Source organism: Granulicella sp. L60 (assembly GCF_009765825.1).
GTDB lineage: Bacteria > Acidobacteriota > Terriglobia > Terriglobales > Acidobacteriaceae > Edaphobacter.
The window spans coordinates 1-22,105 of the sequence record NZ_LMUR01000003.1 but is presented as its reverse complement, the minus strand read 5'-3'; the positions used below and the strand labels follow the sequence as shown (position 1 = coordinate 22,105).

The window sequence follows — 22,105 nt, the reverse complement described above, 5'->3', positions numbered from 1 at the left end:
CCTTTGCGTCTCTCTCATTAGCTGATGAACAACTCAGCCAGGCCACAAAACGGTTCCTCATGCCATCACACGCCATCACCACCGACGCTCTCCCCGTGACAAAGCAGGCATCGATCGCACCGCAGTCACCGGCCACGCCACTGGACGATCTGGCCTCGGTCGTAGCGACCTATGAGCAGCGAATATTCCGCTTCCATCTCCTGGCCATCCGCGACCGCGATCTGGCCCAGTCTCTAACCCAGGACACCTTCGTCCGCGCGTGGTCAGCCCGCAGCAACTTCCGCGGAGACTGCTCTGTCTCCACCTGGCTGATGCGCATCGCGTTGAACCTCGTCCGCGACCACACCCGGACCGACCGCTTCCGCTTCTGGAAACGAGTCTCGGAGACCGCAGTCGATGTATCCGACGTCTCCTCGCACGTTCCCCACCGCGACAGCTCGCTAGAATCGCGCTTGATCGCCAGCGAACAGCTTGCCCTTGTGTGGGAGAGTGTCGCCCAGCTCTCCGCCCGTCAGAGAAGCATCTTCGTCCTGCGCTTCGTAGAAGAGCTCGAACTCTCCGAGATCGCCAACATCACGGGCCTGCCCGTCAGCACCGTCAAAACCCATCTCTACCGCGCCCTCGCCACCATCCGGGCCCGCCATAGCGCCATCCAGAAGGAGTCGATATGACCATCCATCTCTCCCACGAGCAACTCTGCGATCTCATCTTCGCCGACCCGTCTCTCCAGCCCCCCTCGCGCGGCCCCCAATCTTTTGAGCAGCACCCGGCCGATGCCGGCTCCGACGTAGTCCAGCAGCATCTACAGGCCTGCGTCCTCTGCTCAAGCGAACTCAAAAGCCTGCGCGACTCCCTCGCCAACTTTCGCGACGCCTCCATATCCTTCGCCCATCAGGAGTACGCCCAGAGCTACGCGCAGCGATCCTCCATCGCGCCTCCTCACCGGTATCTCTCGCAGCCTCTCTACTGGGCTGCAGCGATGGTCGTCATTGTCGCGTCTCTGTTCCCCCTGACCATGCACCGCGACCACGCTGTCGTTCCAATATCCGCGAAGACTGCGTCCACATCGCAGCAGACAACCGAATCCGATGATCAACTGCTTGCCGATATCGACCAGAAGGTATCTGCCGACGTCCCCTCTGCCATGGAGCCGCTGGCCGATCCCACAGCCGAAGCATCCACGACCTCATCCAATTCAGACCAAAGGAAGAACTAACATGCGACTCAAACCTGTGCTCCTGCTTACCTTATTCGCAGCCCTCTCCGGACCGATTCTGGTCGCCCAGCAGCCCGACGGCCCGCCATCAGCAGGTCCAGGCGGCCCTCCCAGTGGAAAGATGGACCAGGACCGAGGCGGCTGGGGCGGAGGTCGTGGTGGCCCCGGCTTCCGCATCGGCCCCATGGGCATCTGGTGGCATAACGCCGACCTCATTCAGAAGCTGACGCTCACCCCCGACCAGCAGAAACGCATGGACGATATCTTCCAGCAGAGCCGTCTCCAGCTCATCGACCTGCGCGCCAACGTCGAAAAGCAGGAGGTACTGATGGAGCCCATGCTCTCCGCCAATCCCCCCGATACCAACAAGATTCTCGCGCAAATCGACCACACCGCCCAGGCCCGCGCCGAGCTTGAAAAAGCGAACGCGAGGATGCTTCTCGGCATCCGCGGCGTTCTCACACCGGACCAGTGGACCAAGCTTCAGGAGGCCCGTCACTCCAGGATGAGGCGCGGCGGAATGCCCGGTGGCCCGCGTCGCGGCGACGCACCCGGCGGCAGTGGCAGCGGCGGAGAGGGCATGTACTAGCCCCTTCCCTCAATCGAGACAACCTCGCAAAATCAGCGTCCTACTGACGTCATAAACAAAGAAAGCCCCGGATCAGATCCGGGGCTTTCCTATTTCAATGTAAATTTGAGCAGCAACGCTATCGCCTCGCGAAAGACTACTTCTTGCCCCGAACAGCTTCCTTAGCCTGAACAGGACCATCAGCCGGAACCGGAGGAACCTCTGGCGCCGCCGATCCAGAGATGCCCAGCTTCTTGCGCAGCTCCGTATCGACACGGCCGAAGACGTCCTTGTTCTCCTTCATGAAGTTACGGACGTTCTCTCGGCCCTGTCCGATACGCTCACCCTGGTAGCTGTACCACGCACCGCTCTTGTCCACAATGTTATGCAGCACGGCCAGGTCCAGCACATCGCCCTCGCGCGAGATCCCCTCGCCGTAAAGAATGTCGAACTCAGCGTCGCGGAACGGAGCCGCCACCTTGTTCTTCACAATCTTCACCTTCGTGCGGGAACCCACCACCGTGTCGCCATCCTTCACCGCACCAATGCGGCGGATATCGATCCGGACCGAAGAATAAAACTTCAACGCCTTACCGCCAGTCGTCGTCTCCGGGTTACCGAACATCACGCCGATCTTCTCGCGAATCTGGTTGATGAAGATCAGGCACGTGCGTGACTTCGAAACTGTTCCTGTAAGCTTACGCAGCGCCTGGCTCATCAGCCGCGCCTGCAGACCCATATGAGAGTCGCCCATCTCGCCGTCGAGCTCGGCCTTCGGCACAAGCGCAGCCACGGAGTCCACCACCAACACATCGATCGCATTCGAGCGCACCAGCGCCTCCACGATCTCCAGCGCCTGTTCACCATAGTCTGGCTGACTCACCAGCAGGTTGTCGATGTCCACGCCAAGCTTGCCCGCATACGCCGGATCCAGCGCATGTTCCGCATCCACAAACGCCGCTAGTCCACCGGCCTTCTGGGCTTCGGCGATGATCTGGAGCGTAATCGTCGTCTTACCGGAAGACTCCGGCCCAAAGATCTCAATGACACGTCCGCGCGGAACCCCGCCCACACCCAGCGCCGCATCGAACGAGATCGAACCCGTAGAGATCACCGAGATCGGCACAACATCTTTCGAGCCGAGCCGCATGATGGAACCCTTGCCAAACTGCTTTTCCAGCCCGGAAAGAGCCAGTTCTATTGCCTTGCTACGGTCATCTGCCACGTTATATCGCTCCTAAAATGTGGTTAAGCAGTGGGTAAAAGCTCAATGCGGATTCTAGCATCGAAAACGAAAAAAGCAAATAAAAGGCGAATACAACTATCGTCGCAGTAGGTCCACCGGCTCGTTCACATCGTCAATCCGGAAGTACCCCGCAAGCGAAGGATGCTTCTGCGCGACCGCCCGATACATCTCCCAAGCGACACGACGATAGCTGAAGTGCCCCGCCACACCCGACCGCAGCTCAGAGATATAAAGCGCCTCCGCGAAGTCCATCTTGAACATCGCACGGCAGCGAGTCGCCAACGGCAGGCAGTACTGTGCCGACTGCGCAGCCTCCGGTTCGCCGCAGTCGCGAAGCCGCCGATAGGTCGCATATGCCGCGTCCATCGCCTCACCATAGACCGCCGACAACCCCGCCTCTGCCAGCGTAGGCTGCCCCGGGCAGATCGGCTCCTCATAGCCATGCACATCCGTATACGGCTGCAGCAGCTGAACGCACCGGCGATGACGATGCATATCGCGAAAGCCCCCAATGTCCATCAGAATATCGAAGCGCAGGCCATGCCCTGAGCTGAACGAACGAAGCAGCTCATCATGCCGCCCGCGATGTTTCGCGCCCAGAGCAACGATCTCCCCGCACTGATTGGCGCTCAACGCAGCAACCTGATGGCGAAGCTGGCGATAGGAGTAGTGGCAGTAAGGATAGAGCAGCGACGTAGCCAGCTCGACCTCGAGCGTCTCAGCATCATCCAGCAGATCGACCACAGGCGCAGGCGCAATCGGCGCATCTCCCATCAACTCCGCCGCAGCACGGGCAAGTTCGCTGCGTGTAAGCCGAAGATACTCGTTCGGCGTAGCGTACTTCACCAACGTGGGCGCGGTCTTCACCGGACGCAGCAAAGCCTCGATGACGCGCTCACCGCAGCCTGCATCGACAGAGGAGACCTCCGCACACAGAACCTCCGCAGCACTGTGCTGCACGTTCCAAGCCGGCTCCGTCGCCGCAACACGCAGCTTTTCGCCAAGCTGCCGCACCTCCGCAAACGAACTCGTCAACAACCGCGAGACCTGCGTCTCCAGCGTACGAGCGTTCACAATCTGTCCCAACGAAGTATTGGTCGCCAGCGGCAGCAGATAACGCGCCACATCGAACGCCCGAGCCTTCAGCGTACGTTCATAGGCGTCAGGCTTCATCGACTCCGGCTGCGCAATCGCTGCCTTCAACGCCTCCAGCATCCCCGCGCTGACCCTGTCGTAGACCGCGAACAGCTCCTGCACCGCCTCCGTAAAGACCGGCGTCGTCTCCCCTAGGTTCGGCGTAAACCAACCCGACCGCCGAAAGTTCTGATACCGCGTCGAACGCTCCTGCCCATCCCAACGCTGCTCGTCCACCAGTTCAATCGCAGCCAGCAGACTCAACCGTTCAATCGCAAACGGAATATGCGCAAGGTCCGCGATCGACCGATGACCATACTGAAAGTAAAACGTGTTCAGGAACTGTTCCGCACGCTGTGAACTGATCTCCGCCAGCGACTCCTTCATCGTGAGCGACGACCGAGAGTACTTCGCCATCGCATAGGCGAGAACCTCGGGGTCCGCACCATGAATCGCATAAACATCGGTCTCGCCCTGGGGAGCGCCCGTCTGATTCCCTGAATCTTTCTGGTTCTCTGACATGATGAACCCCAGAATACTTGATCCCACCCAACCATGGAGGTCGAACCGACCGGACGATCCACAGAGCGCCCACCCCCAGTCCTCAAACCCATCCAATCCCGCATCCTACTGCCAGATGACAGAACACAAATGACAAGCATCCTCAGCACCGTAGCGCACAAGGCCCTACCCGCTCCCCACCGGACACTGGCGCATGGCCCAACGCTGGAACGATCTCCTCTTCGCGCACTGGCCTATCCCAGCGGAAGCAATCGCCCCTCTGCTTCCGGCAGGCCTTCAGCTCGATACCTTCGACGGCTACGCCTGGGTAGGCGTCGTACCCTTCTGGATGTACCACGTCCGCACCCGTACCTTGGGCGAAGCCACCGTCACCATTCCCACCACTGGGCAGTTCTCCGAGCTTAATCTCCGAACCTACGTCCGATCTAAAGTAACCGGCCTCCACGGCGTTTACTTCTTCTCGCTCGACGCCGCCAGCGCCCTCGCCGTCCTTGGAGCGCGCACACTCTTTCACCTGCCATACTTTCTCGCCGCCATGCAGCGCCACACCCAGCCCGACGGAACCATCCACTACAACTCCATCAGACTGCTCACCAATCGCGCCGTCCGCTTCGAGGCCCGCTATCGCGAAACCGGCAACATCCAACCCCCAAGTCAACCAGGCACACTCGAATACTTCCTCACCGAACGCTACTGCCTCTTCACCTCACACCGAGGCCGCATCCACGTCGGGCACATCCACCACCTCCCCTGGCCGCTCCAAAGCGCCGAAGCCGAGATCACCCTCAACACCCTTCCTGCAGCCCACGGCATCACCCTGCCAAACCAGCCGCCGGTACTGCACTTCGCCCGCACTCTCGACGTCTACATCTGGCCCTTGCACCGCGACGGCACGCACATCACAGATGCGGCCCCTGTTTCCCACTCCAGCTTCGTATAATGAAAAAGTTGTTACCGCGGAGGTTCATGAGCATTCTCGCTGGACGTATTGCCCTAGTCACTGGAGCATCACAAGGAATCGGTCGTGCGTGCGCACTGCAACTCGCACGCGAAGGAGCCGTCGTAGCCCTGGCCGCACGCAATCAGGAGAAGCTCGCCGAAGTCGCCGCCGAGATCACCGCCGCAGGCGGGACCGCGCACACCTTCCCCTTGGACGTCGCCAGCGAAGAGTCCATCAAAGAGTGCGCCAAAGCAGTCATCGCCCACTGCGGCGGCGTCAATATCCTCGTCAACAACGCCGGCATCACGCGCGACATGCTCGCCCTGCGCATGAAACGAAGAGACTGGGACGACGTCCTGACCACTAACCTCACCGGCACATTCCTGATGACCCAGGCCGTCATGTCGCAGATGGTAAAAAATCGCTGGGGACGCATCATCAACGTCACCTCCGTCGTCGGACAGACCGGACAGGCAGGTCAGGCAAACTACGCCGCCTCGAAGGCCGGTCTCATCGGCCTCACTAAGTCGCTCGCTCGCGAACTGGCCAGCCGCACCATCACAGTAAACGCAGTCGCCCCCGGCTTTATCGAAACCGCCATGACCTCCGTACTCACCGACGAACAAAAAGCGTCGAACGCTCAGTTCATCCCTCTGGGCCGCGTCGGAACAGATGTCGAGGTCGCCTACGCCGTTGCCTTCCTCGCCTCAGAGGAAGCCAGTTACATCACCGGTCACACCCTCGACGTCAACGGCGGAATGCACATGGCGTGATCCATTCAGGATGCGTCCCGATACAACCGCAACATCCCAAACTACGCTCTATGCCTGGCCTGTGTACCAAGGCGCGTATCTCTCTAAAGACGTCTCCAGAGAGATACAAAACGAATTGAAGTAACCAGTTTTTCTTAGGGTTTCCCAATAAATCTGGTTACTATAGATCCATAAAAAATTAAGCGGGCCATGATAGTATCCGCCCTGCGTACGTTGCAAAATCAATATTTTTATTGCTCTATTGCAACGACACGTTGAGGTTTTGAGCGTGCGAAAAATCAGCGTAAGAATCGGTGATTCCATCGCGCCGCAGTGAACCGTACCTTTTAAAACAGTTGGGTTCAATGGATACTTTCTTGATGAGTGGCACAGAAACAACACATTCAACTAAGAGTAGTAACGCGGAGCCCACTCACTTCTTCGTCCTCCGGGGACACCAGGAAATTCATCGCATGCAGCCTGTCCTCGCGAGGCTAAGCGTGCTCTGCGATCAGGTCGGCGCCGCTGATTTTTTGGAGTACTTTCTTACCTCGCTGGAAAACCTGAAAAAAATCCCCAACCTCATCCTTGTAACGTCCGCGCCATGCACAAATCCCTATGAGCTGCGTGCGGAGGACATCAGGGGCGCCGTTCTGATCTTCGAATACAAGGTGCTTGGGATTCGATCCAGAGTCTTTACCTCGAACGACTTCGACGGAAGGCGCGCCGTGATCGCACCGGCGAAGACAAAGGTCCATATCTCCACGATCGTCTGCCGCTATCTGATGGAACACGGCGCACAGATCGTCTGTCTCATCTTCGCTCCCGGCTCTGAAGAGAGCTGTAAGCCATGCCTCGAACGAACGATGGTAGGAGCAGGCAATATCCGCTGGGCGACCCGGACGCGTCCCGCAGGTGCATCCTTCGCCCTGGCAGATACTGTGGAGGCCACCCTCGCAACGATGGGCAGCCACACGCGCCGAAACTTCAGATACTATCGCCGCAAAGCCGAGACCGAACTCCAGTGCACCTTCTGCGGCGACATCAGGAACACACTTACGAGAGCGCAATTATCGGAGCTCAATCGTGCCTCCACGCATCCCGTCCCCGACTCCGTTCTCGATCGCCGCTACAAGACCCTCAAGACCATGGAAGGCCTCTTCTGCATCGGACTGAAAGCCGTTGGCGGCCAGTGGATCAGCCTCCTCGGAGGACGCAGGCATCACGGCACCACCGAGATCGACTGGCAGATGAACCGTAGCGGCCTCGCCAAGTACTCCATCGGAACCATCATCCGCTACTACCTCATCGAGCATGAGATCGGCATCGGCACCAAGAACCTGTTCTTCGAAGGCGGGACCCCGCACAGCATGCGTCACTCCTTCCTGCCTCAGAAGGCAACCGATATCATCGCGGCAAGCCGTTCCCCCTTCGTCTCGCTCCTGCGAAAGGCGGCCCCGTGGACGGCCCTCAACCGCAACTTCGTCATTCAGACCCTGCTCAATCCGGAGTTGGAATGGAACAGCAGCAGAGCCGCGATCTCATACGACTCCAGCCCAGCCCAGACCTCCGTCGAACCCCAAACTCTTAGCCAAACCAGATGCAGTACAAAAGTGTAAAAAACGAGTAAAAAGGACCGATGGCAAATATCCGCAACGCCTGGTCGAAGCTACAGTGGTCGCTCGCGCACCGAGGTCCTGCCGAGACCCTGCAAGTCGCCCTCGGGAGACTTCGCCGCCAAACCAGCAACGATCCCGAGACAGAAATCCCTACCCATCCGTTCGATCTCCGTCACGGCGTCGAAACCGGCGGCCTCATCGGCGGCGGCGACCTGCGCTCCGGCCACCGTCACGACGTCTACAACACCGCCTACTACGGAATGGCCCCCTCCCGATTTCACTGGATCATCAATTACTGGATCTCCCAGCAGGCACCTCAGCCGAATCCAACGACCGGCCAGCCCCAGCCCACAACCTACAGCTTCATCGACATCGGCTGCGGCAAGGGTCGCGCCCTCATGATGGCCTCCGAGTACAGCTTCAGGCAGGTCATCGGTGTCGAACTCCACGCCAGCCTCGCCGACACCGCCGAATCGAACCTCGCCATCTGGCAGGCCGCCGGCCGCCCCGTATCTCCAGTCACCATCCTCTGCCAGGACGCCACCGAGTTCGTCTTCCCCGACGGCCCCTGCCTCCTCTACCTCTTCAACCCCTTCGCCGCCCCGGTCATGCGCCGCCTGATCCAACAGATCGAACTTCAGTTTGCTGACCGGCCCGGTCTCCTCGACCTCATCTACTTCAACCCGGAGTCCGAGCAACTCTTCCAGGCGCACTCCGGCTTCACTCGTCTCTGGACCGGGACCATCGCCCTCTCAGCTGAAGATGCGCACGTAGACCGTGTTGCCTCCCCCGACGACCTATGCAGCGTTTACCGCTGGACCGGGTCAGATAACTCCACAAAATAGCCGCCAACACCAACCAATTACTGAATGATTACTAACTGATCTCACAATGTTCTCTTTGGTTCCAACCGAGCGTGGGCTTCAAGTAGCAGTTCAAGTTTCAGCGCGTAACTGCCTCAAGGTGAACCTGGGCTGGTACAACCCTCCATCTCCCCGTAAGATAACGATTGACCAAGTGTCTGCGGGTGTTTACTTTGTGGCTAATGGCTGACATGCAAACACTACCCTCTGCCCCACAGACCGCCCCCCTCGACGCTATCTCGGTTTCGATGAATATTGGCACAACCATCCGCGGTTACCGGCTCCAGAAGGGTATGTCGCAGGGAGATATAGAAAAGCGCACAGGTCTCCTGCGCTGTTATCTCTCCCGCGTCGAAAACGGCCACACCGTCCCGTCGCTCGAAACCCTGCAGAAGATCGCCCGCGCGCTCGACCTCCAGCTCTCCGAGTTCTTCGCCGAAGAGGCCGTCGCCAAGGAGATGTCGGGCCTGAACCTCGGCGAGGACGAGATCCGCTTCCTCACCCAGGTCCAGCGCTACTCCGCAAACCTCTCCGAGAGCGACCGCAGGCTGCTTCTCGCCATGGTGCGCAAGTTCGCCCAAACGACTCTCAGCTAAACCAAACTCCTACCAGCGACGGCCGAAAAACAGTCATTTGGCCGTCATCTGGCGCGCCTGAAATCTCCTCGCCTTCATCCGGTTTCCGCACACCTTCATATCGCACCAACGCCGGCTATGGTTCTTGCTTGTATCCAGAAAAAGCCACCTGCATGCATCCGCGGAACAGGTGCGCAACTGCCCAATTCGCTCCGACACCATCAGATCGGCAGCCGCCTGCGCCAGCAGCCATAGGGGCGCAGCCACCGTCCCCCTGACCTCCTCCCAGCTCCACACCAGCCGCGACCCACGAGCCATCAAACGTCGCCTGCAGCTCGCCTGCTTGAAATACCCTTCCAGCAGACTGACATGCGCAGCAACAGCTTCCTCGCCACCCACTCCGGCGTAGAGAACACCAGCAAGCGCCTCACGCAGCTCTTTTACCTGTTCTAAAACCTGCCCTCGCTCAGCATCCACCCCATCAAGCCCTTGCGCCTCCGCACCGCTCAACAATCCCGACTGCGTCATAAATCGCAGCAGATCGTCATAGCTCCCAAGCAATTCCTCAGCCCCACTCTCTCGAAAACGGAAGTCGAGCGTATTCACCAGGTCTAGCGAAACGTCCCCGGCAATCATCTCAAACGGCTTCACCGCCTCATTCAGCATAATCCCTACTCTAACCTTCAAAAAAATCTTTACAGGTTATACAATCTATACTACCGTATAACCAGCAATGACGACTAAGCCAGTTATATCACCGCCAACCCGCAAAAGCCTCGATCCCCGCGTTCTCCTGGCCTTCTTCGCCATCTACGTCCTCTGGGGATCGACTTTTCTCGCCATCCGCATGGCCGTCCTGCTGGTGCCACCCTGGTTCGCAGCGGGCACCCGATTCTTCACCGCCGGCACCATCCTATACGTCTTCACCCTCATCCGAGGCGAGCAGCGACCCACCCTGCGCGAGTGGCGCAGCCTCGCCCTCATCGGCGTGCTCATGTTCTCCGTCACCTACGGCGCGCTCTTCTGGGCCGAGCAGTTCGTCCCCTCCGGCATCACCTCCGTGCTTGAGGCCACCCTACCCCTCATCACCGTGGTACTCGAGGTCTTCATCTTCCGCCAGCAAAGATTCCGCTGGCGCATCCTGTTCTCCATTCTGATCGGCTTCTGTGGCGTAGCCCTGATGCTCCTCAAACACGATCATCAGGCCTTCGGAATCTTCCCCTGCCTCGTCGTCCTCGGAGGGTCTGTCTGCTGGTCCCTCGGCTCCGTCCTCACCCGATCCCTCCCCTTACCCACCTCTCGCGTGCTCACCGCAGGCGCGGAGATGATGCTCGGCGGCGGTCTCCTCCTCGTCATCTCTGCCGTATCGGGCGAGCTGCACCCCTTCCCCCATCTGCCCCCCAGAGCAGTCTTCTCCCTCATCTATCTCATCGTCGCAGGCTCGCTGATGGGCTTCACCGCCTTCGTCTGGCTCCTGGGCCGCATGCCCGCCAGCAAAGTAGCCAGCCACGCCTACGTCAACCCCATCGTCGCCATCGCCCTCGGTCACTTCGTCCTATCGGAGCAGGTCACCGCCCGAACGCTTCTCGGCGCAGCCCTGGTCATCGGCAGCGTCTTCCTCACCATGAAAGAAGAAAAAATAGAAAAAGGAGAAGGCGTTCTTGATCCCCAACCGGACCCCACCTTTAGCGAAGCTTCGTAATCCAGTACCCAAACAGCACCAGCAGAAAAGCCGCAGCCGCAAAGGTAAGCTTCTGCCGCCGAAGGTATCTCACCCGGCCCGAGGTCATACGCGGCACCAGAGGCACCCCCAGAGCCAGACCGCTAAGAAATCCACCGATATGGGCGTGGTTGTCGATCCGTACCAGGCTGGTAAAGTTTGCCCCAATCCCGATCACCAGGTTCAACGCGGCAAACTGAATCACCGAACGGCGAAGGCGCTTCAACTCCATCGGAGGAATCGGCAGCTTCTTATTCGAGAGCAGAACGATAAGAATGCCTGCAATCCCAAAGACCGCACCAGACGCCCCCGCGCCAACCGACACATAATCGCGTCCAATCACATTCGAGCACAGACTAAGCAGATTCCCCGCCACCCCCGTGATCACATACACCGCGACCAATCCATAAGGTCCCAGCAACGGCTCCCCAAGTAGCCCCAGATTCCAAAGGCACCACATGTTCGTCAGGATGTGGATCAGCCCCACATGAACAAACGTAGCCGTCAGCAGCCGATACCACTGTCCCCCGAGGATGCGCTCCGCGTTCGTCGCCCCGAAGTGCAGCAACTGCGCCACCGTCGGCTCCGTCGGAGACACCCCGCGCAACAACATCCAGCCAAAGACCGCGATGTTGATGGCGAGTAGAGCATACGTTCCCGGCGTAGCCAGGATGTTCCATCCACGCTCGCGGGAGTTCGGACGCGAGACCTCGCGTTGATAGTCAGGAATCGGCGCACCAGGTTGCGTAGGAGGAAGGACTTCGCCTTCAGATGAATCAGATGGAGAGGAGAATGACATGAATTGTACTTCTACGCTATCGCGCCATAGCCCGGAATGCAAAAGCGGGTAGCCCAGTGTGCAAAAGCTCGGGATCGCAGACGATCAGGCAGCGTCCTTGCCAAACCGCTCACGCAGATCGGCAGGAATACGCTCCTGCACGATTCCCCCCAGAAACCCCGGCAGCGGAGTAGCCACAGCAACCAGCACCCACAACAGAGTCGAAAAGAGCGCCCCAAGAACCGCCGCAGCCTCTAGAGAAATCGCCACCGCATGTGTCTGATTCAGATGCACATGCAGCGTGCTGATATGAGTAATCAGCTCCAGCCGGTGAATCACCACCGCAGCCAACGCAAAGGCCACAATCGAAAGCGTGCTCACGCTGATCAGTAGCACGTCGATCGTCCTGGCGATGCGCTGCCGATGTCTGCAATGGCCGCAGTCGGAGAGATGCTGATCGTAGTCTGTCCGCATAGCGGGCGAGAGCCCCGAGATGTCATAACGCCAGCCGGAGAGGATGTCGCCAACGACTTGATCGATGCAGGATGTCGTATGGGTCCTGCGATTATCCGGAAATGGCAAAGCGGTTTTTTTCATTGGCCTGTAATCTTCATTCTACCTCGTTTGATACCCCGGACCAACAAAAGGATTCCCAAAAGCGCATCCATCTCAACACTCATTCAAGAAGCAAACGCCTTCCTGAAAGATCCGTAAGCCATCTGATTACAGTGTAATAGGCTCAAGCGGCGCCGCCTGTCCGGCAAGAACCACGCGATTCCCCAGCAGCGCCGGATGATGCACCAGAGCCTGCTCCGCCGCCATCCGCGCCAGCTCAGGAGCGTTATTGGACTCCGATAAATGCCCCAGCACAATCCACGTAGCCCCGCCGTCGTAATCCTTCTGCAGAAACTCCGCCGTGGCATCGTTCGACAGGTGTCCCACCCGCGACAGCACCCGCTGCTTCACCGACCACGGATACGGCCCATCCCGCAGCATCTCCAGGTCGTGATTAGCCTCCAGCAGAAGCACATCGATGCGCTTCAGCGCAGCCTTCACATTCGGAGGCATGTATCCCAGATCCGTCGCCAACGCCATCCGAATCCCCTCCGACTCAAACACAAATCCGCAAGGATCAGCCGCGTCATGTGGAATCGTAAACGGCGTAATGTCGATATCGCCGATGGAAAACTGCGTTCCCGCCTGAAAGTACTCCACCGCCGGAAGCTGCGCAGGATCTGCCTTCACCGACGCGGCCGTCTGCACCGGACCACAAAGCTCATCTTCAATCTCATCCGGATCAACCGGCAGCTCCATCATCGCCTGCGGATCGTCCGAGCGGTTCGCCTCCGCGACTTCGGCAGACTCCGCCGAAATACTCGCAATCGCCTCCAAATTCGCCGCTGCCTCCCCCGCAACCGCAGCCGCGCGAGCCTCTTTCTCCCGCTGCACATGATCCAGCCACGCCGCATACGTCATGGTCGTCCGCGGCGTCAGCATCCGCACCCACGCCCGATGCGTCGGCTCCGTAAAAAACACAGGTATCTTCAACCGGCGCGCCAGCACCGCCAGCCCCGCAATATGGTCCTGATGCTCATGAGTAATCAGAATCGCGTCCAGCGCTTCAGGAGCCTCCCCCGCCATGGCCATCCGCCGCAAAAGCTCCCGGCACGACAGCCCCGCATCCACCAGCACCCGGGTCCGCGAAGAAGAGATGACTGTGCTATTGCCTTTGGAGCCGGAGGCGAGCACTGTCATACGCATCATCCACCAAGAATACGCCGATTGACTGTGGGTATCTGGCCCAGGTAACTAACCTGATTCCCCGCCCTCCCTCACGCCTCCAGCCGATGAACCCCAGCGATATCGCTCAACAGAAACGAATGTCCCGACCCGGCCTGCGGCACAAAAGTCCCATCCGCCCTCGGCTCGCCCTTCAGACAAAACACATCCGGCGTCTCACCCTCGTCGAAGACGAAAAGAATCTGCGCCGCAAAGCGTTCACCGTCCTTCATCTCCAAAACCACTACGTCATCTACGTTGGTCTTCAGCAGATGCAACTGTTCCTCAGTCACTTGCCACCCCTTAGCCTTAGACCACCGGCTTTACCGGAGCAAGAAAGTTCACCGTCGACCGCATCACAATCTCGTCATTCTGGTTGAAGGCCAGCGTGCGCGTCCGCACCACGCCAAACTCCTTCCGCGAGTTCGACAGCCGAACCCCAACCACCTCAATCTCCGTACGCAGCGAATCGCCCGGACGAACCGGCAGCGTCCATCGCATCTCTTCCACGCCCGCTCCAATCATCCCGCCCGCCACCGTAATCGACTGCACACGCAGCCGCATCACAATCGCCGCCGTCAGCCATCCCGAAGCCGCCAACCCCTTGAAGAACGAGCTCTCCCCTGCAGCCTCATCCAAATGAAACGGCTGCGGATCGTACTTCCGGCCAAACTCCTTGATCTCGTCCGCGCTCACCTTGGCCTGGCCGAGCGATTGAAACTTCTGACCGACATAAAAATCTTCGAAGTAAAACTCCTTGGGCATGTCTTCTCCTGTTTCCACTTCTATTGGATGCTTCAACTCGTCTCCAGCTTCGCCTCGCTGCCTTCAGCAGAAAATTTCGTGCTTCCAGTCTAGAAGCTCAGCCGCCACCAACACCGTCACTGCAGCGGATAACGATAAAACCCCCGCCCCGACTTACGCCCCAGCCATCCCGCATCCACCATTCGCACCAGCAGCGGACAAGGGTTGTACTTCGGACTACCCAGCCCATCGGCCAGCACCCGCATAATGTCCACACACACATCCAGCCCGATAAAGTCCGCCAGCGTCAGAGGCCCCATCGGATGCGCCATCCCCAGCACAAACACCTGATCGACCGCCTCCGCAGTCGCAACCCCTTCCATCACCGCATACACCGCCTCGTTGATCAGCGGCATCAGCACGCGGTTCGAGACGAATCCCGCAGCATCGTTCACCTCCACCGGCGTCTTGCCCAGCTGCTTCGACAGCGCATGCACCGCATCGAACGTAGCCTGCGACGTCTGCAGCCCGCGAATCACCTCCACCAGCTGCATCACCGGCACCGGGTTGAAGAAGTGCATCCCAATCACCTGCTCAGGACGCTTCGTCTGCGTGGCAAGCTTCGTAATCGAGATGGAGCTCGTATTCGTAGCCAGAATCGCATCGCCAGGCAGAATCCGGTCCAGCTCGCGAAAGATCTCAGCCTTCACGGCAAACCTCTCCGTCGCCGCCTCAATCGCGACTCCGCACCGCGCCAGCGCCTCGCGATCAACCGTAGGCGTAATCCGCCCCCTCGCCTCATCCGCCTGCTGCTGCGTCAGCTTGTTCTTCGCAACCTCGCGCGCCAGATTCTTCTCAATCGTCGCCAGACCGCGATCGAGAAACCCCTGCTCCAGATCGTAGAGGACAACCTCGCAACCCGCACGCGCACACACATGCGCGATACCGTTGCCCATCGTACCGGCTCCCAGAACTCCAATGATTTTCATGTCAGACATAAACGAGTTTTAAACGACTTCGCAGTGTAGCAGCCGCAGCGCCGAATGACCTAGAGCCCCATCGAACAGCCAACCGCTTCACACCAGAGGGAAAGACTAATCGTCCGCAAGATCCGGCGTCACCGCAACCAGCAGCACCGTAATGTTATCGTTGCCGCCATTGCGATTCGCTGCCGTAATCAACGTCTCGCACGCCGTCGTCAGGCCTGCGACAGTTCGCTCCGCCGGAATCGCCCCCAGAACCTCCGCGATGTCCCCATCATCCAGCTCATGCGTCAGACCATCGGACGCAAGCAGGTACAAATCACTCGGCTGCGGACAGTGACTCTGAATCTCCGCCTCAACCGTCGCCTGCGATCCAATCGCTCTCGTAATCAAATTACGCATGGGCGACTCCGCAGCCTGCTCCGCCGTAATCTGTCCCGCGCGAAGCTGCTCCTCCACCAGCGAGTGATCGCTCGTCAACTGCTCCAGCGTCCCGCGCCTCAGGCGATAACATCGGCTGTCCCCCACATGCCCCAGCCACAACGTCGGCGGATCGGTCGACCGCGAGTTCGTATGATTCGTCACCGACCGCTTCCCATTCGAAGCCGTCCCATTCCCATTCTTTATCGGCGCATGCAGAAGCGCTACCAGCGTCGTTCCCATCCCTGCCAGCTGCCGGCTCTGCCGCGACTGCTGATACACCGCATGATTCGCCGCCTGAATCGCCGCGTTCAGCCGACCCTGGGCCTTGTCCGTCTGCCGCGCCTTCCCATGCGACTCCGCCGAAAGGTATGCAAGAAACGTATCGGCCGCAAGGTTGCTCGCAATCTCTCCAGCCGCTGCCCCGCCCATCCCATCGCACACCACATACGCACCCATCTCCGGCGCCGCCGCGCAGGTATCTTCATTACCTTGCCGAACACGGCCTCGATGGGTAAGCATGGCGTAGATGAGATGGCTCGCTGACATTCAGGTTCGTAAATGGGCCCGACCAGAACAATACACGCTGAAGCCGTCTAGTCCAAGGGTACGTTAGTGTTAGATACCAGAGGCCGCGGAATGAACAGGATCGTGCACGGAGACAACCTCGAAGTTCTGCAAAGCATCGCGTCCGAATCCATCCAGCTCATCTACGTCGACCCGCCCTTCAACACCGGCAAGCGCCAAAGCCGCCCCCAGATGAAGACCATCCGCGACGACGCCGGCGACCGCACCGGCTTCGGCGGCCGCCGCTACCGCACCGAGATCCTCAAGCAGCAACCCGGCGGCCAAGGCTACACCGACACCTTCGACGACTTCCTCGGCTTCCTCCGCCCCCGCCTCCTCGAAGCCCACCGCATCCTCACCCCCACCGGCTCCCTCTTCTTCCACATCGACTACCGCGAAGTCCACTACTGCAAGATCCTCCTCGACGTGATCTTCACCCGCCCCTGCTTCCAGAACGAGATCATCTGGGCCTACGACTACGGCGCACGCTCCACCAAACGCTGGCCCGCCAAGCACGACAACATTCTCTGGTACACCAAACAACCAGACCTCTTCACCTTCAACCTCACCGCCACCGACCGCATCCCCTACATGGCCCCCGGCCTCGTCGGCGCAAAGAAAGCCGCCCGCGGCAAGACCCCCACCGACGTCTGGTGGCACACCATCGTCTCTCCCACCGGCAAAGAAAAAACCGGCTACGCCACGCAAAAACCCCTCGGCATCCTCGAGCGCATCGTCCGCGTCCACTCCAACCCCGGCGACACCGTCCTCGACTTCTTCGCCGGCAGCGGCACCACCGCCGAAGCCGCCGCCAAACACAACCGCAGCTTCATTATGGTCGACCAAAACCCCGACGCCATCGCCGTCATGCAGAAGCGCCTCGCAGCCTACACCAAGCCACGTCCCAGCCAACGGAAGTCTCCCCCGAAGCTTAAAAAATCCGTGAAAAAGTCCACCCCACGGAAAGCGCGTCTGTCCAGCAAAAAATAGCTTCCAGCCGCCTAAGTATTCTGCGGCGCCACCGACTTAAATCCATACGTCTCATACCGCGTAGTCATCTTCCCACCCGCCAGCGTCACCACGGTAAATCCCTCCGGCGTCCCCAGGTGTGTTCCATGCCACCAGTTCCCGCACACCGCACCGCACGTAACGTAAGGCACACCCTTCCACGTCACCGTCTCGTTCACATGCGTATGCCCCTGCAGCACGCCGATCACGTTATGCCCATCCAGTAGCGCCAGCACCTCATTCGCATTCGCCACGCTCAGGCTGTGGTGCGGAGGAGGCACCGGCATCTCCGGCATATAAGCCAGGTACGCCGTCACCAGCGGGATATGCGCCACAACCACAATCGGCGTCCCCGCAGGCACCCCAGCCAGATCACCCGCCAGCCACTTCAACTGCTCCGCATCCACCCGCCCCTCGTACGAACGGTCATTCGTTATCCCCACCGAATCCAGCACCACAAAGTGATATCCCTTATGGTCGAACGAGTAGTACGTCTTCCCAAATCGCTGCTCAAACAACTTCTTCCCATATAGCGGATCGTCCTCCGCCATACCGCTCGCCGGATACACCCCACACACATCATGGTTGCCCACCGTGTGATAAAGTTTCAACCCAAGATCCTGCTCCGTCTTGTCATATAGATCGAACAACTGCAGCGCCCTCTGCTTCGGTACCCCCAGCGCATCGAACACATGATCCCCACCATTGATCGCGAAGTCCGCCTTGATCGTGCGTCCCTTCTTGAACGCCATATCCGTCCCGACCAGGCCATTAAGCTCCGGCTGCAGATGAGCATCCGTGTAGAAGAGAAACGTAAACGACTCCTGCACCGGCGCAGCATACAAGCCGAACGCAGAAGACGGCACAGCCGCCGAAAATCCAGCGGCCCCAAGAAGACCAAGAAACTGTCTGCGATTCGTAGCGTTCACGCTCCCATCATAAATCCAGCGCCCCACACACCAGATCAACAGGAAATAACAGCCGCAATGTTTCATCTGATGCAGGACAAGCAATGCCCCAAACTCCAACGCCAGAACTTCCACCACTATGCATAGAATAAAAACATGAAGTACCTCATAGCCTTACTCGCCGTCGCAGGAATCGTAGTCTCCACCATGGCGCTTCACGTCCACTACATGGACCCCGGCCTCGCACCACCTTGCGCCGTCACCGAAAAGTTCGACTGCGGCGCCGTCAACCACAGCCGCTTCGCCGTCTTCCCTGCCCGCACCTTCGATGAAGCCCCCGGCGCCGGAGTCCACATTCCCGTGGCCATCTTCGGCATCGCCGGATACGCAGCCATCGGCGTCGTCGCGCTCATGGGCCGCTGGTGGATCGCCTTCGAGTTCGCCCAGATCGGCTTCCTCTTCGCCGCCTTCCTCAGCTACATCGAAGCCTACGTCCTGCAAAAATGGTGCATCTACTGCCTCTGGTCGCAGGGCATCGTCACCGCCATCCTCCTCCTCACCATCGCAACTCTCGTCCTGCGCTGGCGGCAACGCGCAGCGACGCGCAGCGACGCGCTAGACTAGACCGCTATGTGGCCAAAAGTAATCGCGCAACTCTTCGAACTTCTTCCCCACATCTCGCGCTTGCTTCCCATGGCCGACAGGTTCCTCTCCTCCAAGGCCGCCGCCGAGAAGGCTAACGAAGCAGCCCTCGCCGCCATGGCCGACGGCGTTCGTGGAGACCTGGGCCAGATCACCAAAGCCCACTCCGGCCTCTACCGACAGCTTCAGGATCAGAGCGCCCAGATCACCGAGGTCTCCGAAGAGGTCAAACGGGCCCGCCTCTCCCTCGACCAGCACGACCACCGGCTCGAGAGCATGGAAAAAAATCTCTCCTCCCTCGGACGCTGGATCAAAGGCGGAATCTCCGTCCTCGTACTTCTCCTCGCCGCCGTCATCGCCCTCCTCCTGCGCGCCCGCTAACCAAAGCCGTCACGAAACTCTAGCGCCGACTCATCTCCTCAGTGAGAGGCAGTCTTCCCAAAAGACAAGCGCCGGAGTAAAAATAGATCACATCGCGCCGCATAAGCGCCGTAGCAGAGCGTATAAAAGTAGACCACCGCGCATTCTAGTTCCAGGGACATCAGAAACTTTCCAAGGGCAACGCACGCTGCATCGGGCCTAGAAACTTTCTTTGTAAAGGAGAACACTCCATGCCTGAACTTAAGACGGAAGCCGTGGGTCTGCTGTGGATTGGCGGAGGTCGCGGAGGTGATCGCAGCGTGGCGCTAAAACACAAGCTCATGTTTGGCGTAATCAGTGCAATGCTGGCCGCTTCGCTTCAAGGTTGCACAGCGGACAAAAATCCTTCCCAGGGTGAAACCAGCCTGGCCAATGCCGCTAAAGACGTCACCATTCCATTGGAGGCGGGGAAGATGAAGAACCCGCTGCCTGAGACCGACGAGGTCGTGAGCCAGGGCCAGGAAGTATTTCTCGGGTCTTGCGCCCAATGCCACGGTGCGGATGCGCGCGGAGACACCAACGTCGGGCGCAACATGAACCCGCCTGCCATGGACCTCAGCTCATCCCACGTGCAGCACTGGAGCGATGCGGAACTATTTTGGATCATCCAGAATGGAGTTCGCCTCACCGGCATGCCTGCCTGGAAGTCGAGCATCTCCGATACCGACACCTGGAAGCTCGCACGTTTCATCCACAAGATTCCCGCTGCCCCTGCCTCGACGGCGGCCGCCCCGTCACAGGCACAACCCGTCGTCTCCGCGCAGGATAAGTACACCCTCAAAGTTCAGAACGGCCTCGCGTTCTCTGAGTTCAGAGGCTACGAAGGCTGGCCCGTGATCTCCATCAGCCACAACGGAGGTGCGGTCGCTGCGATCCTCGGGAATCCTGTGATGATCGACGCCTTTAAAGCGGGCTATCCCGGTAACGGCAAGGCCTTTCCGGATGGTGCCAGGATGGCGAAGGTCCATTGGACCGCGAAGGTGGATGTCGGTGAACCCGGTGCGCCGACGGTGCCAGGCCCCCAGCACGACGTTGATCTCATGGTGAAGGACAGCAAAAGATTCGCGGACAGCGGCGGATGGGGTTACGCCGTCTTCGAGTACGACGCCGCGTCCGATAGATTCAGGCTCGGCAACTTATCCGACAAGCCCCCGCAAGGCAACGACGCCAAGTGCGGATTCACGTGCCACACGAAAGTGAAGGATAAAGACTACGTCTTCACAAACTACGGGCACAGATGAAGCGACGAAGTTCACGACGAATTGGACAGCCTTCGCCACTTGAATCCCGAGGGGTAAAAGATGGACTCAACCGCATCGCAGGCTAGATCCGCCGCTCTGCTCGAAGCGGAAATCCGTTCTGTGAGGTGATGTGAGTCTCCTCGATGACGCGGTTTGAGATTTGGAGGAACGAACTGCTCTGCTCAACAGTAGGAAACCGGTCACTGGGCTCCTGTCGCGAATAGTAGTCGATCGTCAAGAGGACTTCGCGCATCCGGCTGTTACGAATCGTCCCAACGAACCGGTTGACGAAAACCGGACCTTCCGGGAATGACACCGCATTCATTAGAATCCGTGACATGAGCCGAAGCCGCCTACTAACTACGCTAACGATTTTGTTTTCGACGCTTCCCAGCCTGTGCATGGCGTCAGGTACTCAAGACTATGCGGGACAGTACGTTCTCCGGCTCGGGACACGCAACTACTTCGTGCTTGATCTGCATCAATCAGGCAGTCAGTTGACTGGAACTCTTTCTCGCCCTCTTCATTCTTTTTCTCTGGGTACATTCTTTAGTGACATCAGTTCAGAGATCATCACGGAGTCCGTCTCCTCCGCCGTCATCAGTGCCGACCATCTGCACTTCGTTGCGACGAAGGCTTCCGATGCGACGGACAAGGATGAGTATGACCTCAAGTTGCTTTCTGCGACACAGGCTTCCCTGGAAATGACGTGAGTTGCTATCAATCCTTGGGTGTTGAGTCGGGTGCCAGTCTTCCCCGCACTTACAGTCGCCAAGGACTGGGACACCGCGAGAACCTACTATGTTGACGACGTTGGCGTGTCAAACCCCGACATGCAGCGCATCTATGATGAAGATCAAAAGCCGCGTCAGGCTGCGAACATGTCCCACGCAGACTGGGCAACAATCAACAAGCAAGATGAGGATCGGAGAGTACAGGTACGCGTCTTACTCGCTAAAAATGCGCTCCATTCCGGCAAGGACTTCGAGTAGGCGGCGTTCATCTTCCAGCACGGAGCAAACCTTGGGGATTACCTGCTCGCTCATACACTCGCCATGATTGCCGTTGCTCGCGGCAATGCAGGGGCGCTGTGGATCGCGACGGCCACGCTTGACCGGTACCTAAAAGCAGTCAAACAGCCGCAAATCTACGGCACTCAATTCAGCAAATCCAAGGACGCACCGTGGACCCAGGAGCCCTATGACCGCACGCTGATTTCCGACGAACTTCGGCGTCAACTGGGCGTTCCATCTCAGGCCGCTCAAGAAAAGCAGCTCGAAGAGTACAAGTCAGGTGATCAACACTGATCTGTTTCACCCGAAAACAGCGTTTTCAGAAACTCCGGGACAATGCCCTAAATCGCAGTCGAGCTTCTCCCAATCTCAGTTGTTGATAAATCGCCAATGCAGTGCGCCGGGATAAACCGGCATGAAGCAGGGAATGCAAGAGTCCTACGAGAA

Annotated in this window: 27 protein-coding genes; 15 read left to right on the top strand and 12 right to left on the bottom strand. The window is 59.0% G+C overall.

All coding sequences use genetic code 11. The features are described from left to right. Positions 1–59: 59 nt before the first annotated feature. From GSQ82_RS00805 to GSQ82_RS00795, 3 genes are read left to right on the top strand one after another with little or no spacing between them, the layout of a single operon-like run. Positions 60–671: an RNA polymerase sigma factor gene (locus GSQ82_RS00805; protein ID WP_158790135.1), complete on the top strand. Its 612-nt coding sequence runs from the start codon at positions 60–62 to the stop codon at positions 669–671. Beyond that, positions 668–1,216: a hypothetical protein gene (locus tag GSQ82_RS00800; protein WP_158790134.1), complete on the top strand. Its 549-nt coding sequence runs from the start codon at positions 668–670 to the stop codon at positions 1,214–1,216. The genes GSQ82_RS00805 and GSQ82_RS00800 overlap by 4 nt, the downstream gene beginning before the upstream one ends. A gap of 1 nt (position 1,217) precedes the next feature. After that, the gene (locus tag GSQ82_RS00795) at positions 1,218–1,805 is read left to right on the top strand and encodes a Spy/CpxP family protein refolding chaperone (protein ID WP_158790133.1); all 588 of its coding nucleotides are present in this window, start codon (positions 1,218–1,220) and stop codon (positions 1,803–1,805) included. Positions 1,806–1,941: 136 nt separating this feature from the next. Here the strand turns inward: GSQ82_RS00795 and recA are convergent, their stop codons facing one another. Both recA and GSQ82_RS00785 read right to left on the bottom strand, forming a co-directional pair. Then, entirely contained in the window at positions 1,942–3,009 is a 1,068-nt protein-coding gene (gene recA / locus GSQ82_RS00790) for a recombinase RecA (protein ID WP_158790132.1), read from the bottom strand. 96 nt (positions 3,010–3,105) lie between these two features. Continuing rightward, positions 3,106–4,686, bottom strand: a complete 1,581-nt coding sequence (locus tag GSQ82_RS00785) for an FAD-dependent thymidylate synthase (RefSeq protein ID WP_158790131.1) — start codon at positions 4,684–4,686, stop codon at positions 3,106–3,108. Positions 4,687–4,879: 193 nt separating this feature from the next. Between GSQ82_RS00785 and GSQ82_RS00780 the strand changes: the two genes are divergently transcribed. The 5 genes from GSQ82_RS00780 (at position 4,880) to GSQ82_RS00760 (ending at position 9,456) form a co-directional block, all read left to right on the top strand. Beyond that, the gene (locus tag GSQ82_RS00780; RefSeq protein ID WP_216846978.1) at positions 4,880–5,626 is read left to right on the top strand and encodes a YqjF family protein; all 747 of its coding nucleotides are present in this window, start codon (positions 4,880–4,882) and stop codon (positions 5,624–5,626) included. A gap of 26 nt (positions 5,627–5,652) precedes the next feature. Then, positions 5,653–6,399 (top strand): 3-oxoacyl-[acyl-carrier-protein] reductase, encoded by a 747-nt coding sequence (fabG, locus tag GSQ82_RS00775; RefSeq protein ID WP_158790130.1) that lies wholly within the window; start codon positions 5,653–5,655, stop codon positions 6,397–6,399. A gap of 452 nt (positions 6,400–6,851) precedes the next feature. Further along, positions 6,852–7,997, top strand: coding sequence for a hypothetical protein (locus tag GSQ82_RS00770; protein ID WP_158790129.1), 1,146 nt, complete (start codon positions 6,852–6,854; stop codon positions 7,995–7,997). Between the two features lie 20 nt (positions 7,998–8,017). After that, entirely contained in the window at positions 8,018–8,842 is an 825-nt protein-coding gene (locus tag GSQ82_RS00765; RefSeq protein ID WP_158790128.1) for a class I SAM-dependent methyltransferase, read from the top strand. A gap of 209 nt (positions 8,843–9,051) precedes the next feature. Next, positions 9,052–9,456 carry a helix-turn-helix domain-containing protein gene (locus tag GSQ82_RS00760; protein WP_254061324.1) on the top strand — a complete coding sequence of 135 codons (405 nt, stop codon included), beginning with the start codon at positions 9,052–9,054 and terminating at the stop codon, positions 9,454–9,456. A 33-nt stretch (positions 9,457–9,489) separates the two neighbouring features. On the opposite strand, the gene GSQ82_RS00755 is transcribed toward GSQ82_RS00760, so the two are convergent. Next, positions 9,490–10,122 (bottom strand): ABATE domain-containing protein, encoded by a 633-nt coding sequence (locus GSQ82_RS00755; RefSeq protein WP_158790126.1) that lies wholly within the window; start codon positions 10,120–10,122, stop codon positions 9,490–9,492. 46 nt (positions 10,123–10,168) lie between these two features. Between GSQ82_RS00755 and GSQ82_RS00750 the strand changes: the two genes are divergently transcribed. Continuing rightward, the gene (locus GSQ82_RS00750) at positions 10,169–11,137 is read left to right on the top strand and encodes an EamA family transporter (protein ID WP_158790125.1); all 969 of its coding nucleotides are present in this window, start codon (positions 10,169–10,171) and stop codon (positions 11,135–11,137) included. On the opposite strand, the gene GSQ82_RS00745 is transcribed toward GSQ82_RS00750, so the two are convergent. The 7 genes from GSQ82_RS00745 to GSQ82_RS00715 all read right to left on the bottom strand — a co-directional run bounded on the left by GSQ82_RS00745 (position 11,121) and on the right by GSQ82_RS00715 (position 16,408). Next, positions 11,121–11,954 (bottom strand): rhomboid family intramembrane serine protease, encoded by an 834-nt coding sequence (locus GSQ82_RS00745; protein WP_158790124.1) that lies wholly within the window; start codon positions 11,952–11,954, stop codon positions 11,121–11,123. The genes GSQ82_RS00750 and GSQ82_RS00745 overlap by 17 nt on opposite strands. 84 nt (positions 11,955–12,038) lie before the next feature. Further along, positions 12,039–12,530 (bottom strand): hypothetical protein, encoded by a 492-nt coding sequence (locus tag GSQ82_RS00740; RefSeq protein ID WP_158790123.1) that lies wholly within the window; start codon positions 12,528–12,530, stop codon positions 12,039–12,041. 126 nt (positions 12,531–12,656) lie between these two features. Further along, complete coding sequence (locus GSQ82_RS00735; protein ID WP_158790122.1) at positions 12,657–13,697, bottom strand: MBL fold metallo-hydrolase; 1,041 nt, start codon at positions 13,695–13,697, stop codon at positions 12,657–12,659. 68 nt (positions 13,698–13,765) lie between these two features. After that, complete coding sequence (locus GSQ82_RS00730; RefSeq protein WP_158790121.1) at positions 13,766–14,005, bottom strand: hypothetical protein; 240 nt, start codon at positions 14,003–14,005, stop codon at positions 13,766–13,768. Between the two features lie 16 nt (positions 14,006–14,021). Then, complete coding sequence (locus GSQ82_RS00725; protein ID WP_158790120.1) at positions 14,022–14,477, bottom strand: MaoC family dehydratase; 456 nt, start codon at positions 14,475–14,477, stop codon at positions 14,022–14,024. Between the two features lie 116 nt (positions 14,478–14,593). Beyond that, entirely contained in the window at positions 14,594–15,454 is an 861-nt protein-coding gene (locus GSQ82_RS00720; RefSeq protein WP_158790119.1) for a 3-hydroxybutyryl-CoA dehydrogenase, read from the bottom strand. A gap of 96 nt (positions 15,455–15,550) precedes the next feature. Further along, positions 15,551–16,408 (bottom strand): PP2C family serine/threonine-protein phosphatase, encoded by an 858-nt coding sequence (locus tag GSQ82_RS00715; protein ID WP_158790118.1) that lies wholly within the window; start codon positions 16,406–16,408, stop codon positions 15,551–15,553. A gap of 90 nt (positions 16,409–16,498) precedes the next feature. Between GSQ82_RS00715 and GSQ82_RS00710 the strand changes: the two genes are divergently transcribed. Continuing rightward, positions 16,499–17,416 (top strand): site-specific DNA-methyltransferase, encoded by a 918-nt coding sequence (locus tag GSQ82_RS00710; protein ID WP_158790117.1) that lies wholly within the window; start codon positions 16,499–16,501, stop codon positions 17,414–17,416. 11 nt (positions 17,417–17,427) lie between these two features. Here GSQ82_RS00710 and GSQ82_RS00705 read toward each other — a convergent pair whose 3' ends face one another. Next, entirely contained in the window at positions 17,428–18,363 is a 936-nt protein-coding gene (locus tag GSQ82_RS00705; RefSeq protein WP_254061323.1) for a metallophosphoesterase, read from the bottom strand. Between the two features lie 135 nt (positions 18,364–18,498). On the opposite strand from GSQ82_RS00705, the gene GSQ82_RS00700 reads away from it, so the two are divergent. From GSQ82_RS00700 to GSQ82_RS24630, 3 genes are all read left to right on the top strand, one after another. Continuing rightward, the gene (locus GSQ82_RS00700; RefSeq protein ID WP_158790116.1) at positions 18,499–18,966 is read left to right on the top strand and encodes a vitamin K epoxide reductase family protein; all 468 of its coding nucleotides are present in this window, start codon (positions 18,499–18,501) and stop codon (positions 18,964–18,966) included. A gap of 6 nt (positions 18,967–18,972) precedes the next feature. Next, complete coding sequence (locus GSQ82_RS00695) at positions 18,973–19,365, top strand: hypothetical protein (RefSeq protein WP_158790115.1); 393 nt, start codon at positions 18,973–18,975, stop codon at positions 19,363–19,365. Between the two features lie 230 nt (positions 19,366–19,595). Continuing rightward, the gene (locus GSQ82_RS24630) at positions 19,596–20,645 is read left to right on the top strand and encodes a cytochrome P460 family protein (RefSeq protein WP_216846977.1); all 1,050 of its coding nucleotides are present in this window, start codon (positions 19,596–19,598) and stop codon (positions 20,643–20,645) included. An 82-nt stretch (positions 20,646–20,727) separates the two neighbouring features. Here the strand turns inward: GSQ82_RS24630 and GSQ82_RS00685 are convergent, their stop codons facing one another. Beyond that, a complete protein-coding gene (locus tag GSQ82_RS00685; protein WP_158790114.1) occupies positions 20,728–20,985 on the bottom strand; it encodes a hypothetical protein in 258 nt (85 codons plus the stop codon). Here GSQ82_RS00685 and GSQ82_RS00680 point away from each other — a divergent pair. Together GSQ82_RS00680 and GSQ82_RS00675 are read left to right on the top strand one after the other, a co-directional pair. Continuing rightward, on the top strand, positions 20,984–21,358 hold the full coding sequence (locus tag GSQ82_RS00680; RefSeq protein ID WP_158790113.1) for a hypothetical protein: 375 nt from the start codon (positions 20,984–20,986) through the stop codon (positions 21,356–21,358). The two genes, GSQ82_RS00685 and GSQ82_RS00680, sit on opposite strands and share 2 nt — an antisense overlap. Before the next feature lie 342 nt (positions 21,359–21,700). Continuing rightward, positions 21,701–21,952 carry a hypothetical protein gene (locus GSQ82_RS00675; RefSeq protein ID WP_158790112.1) on the top strand — a complete coding sequence of 84 codons (252 nt, stop codon included), beginning with the start codon at positions 21,701–21,703 and terminating at the stop codon, positions 21,950–21,952. Positions 21,953–22,105: the final 153 nt, after the last annotated feature.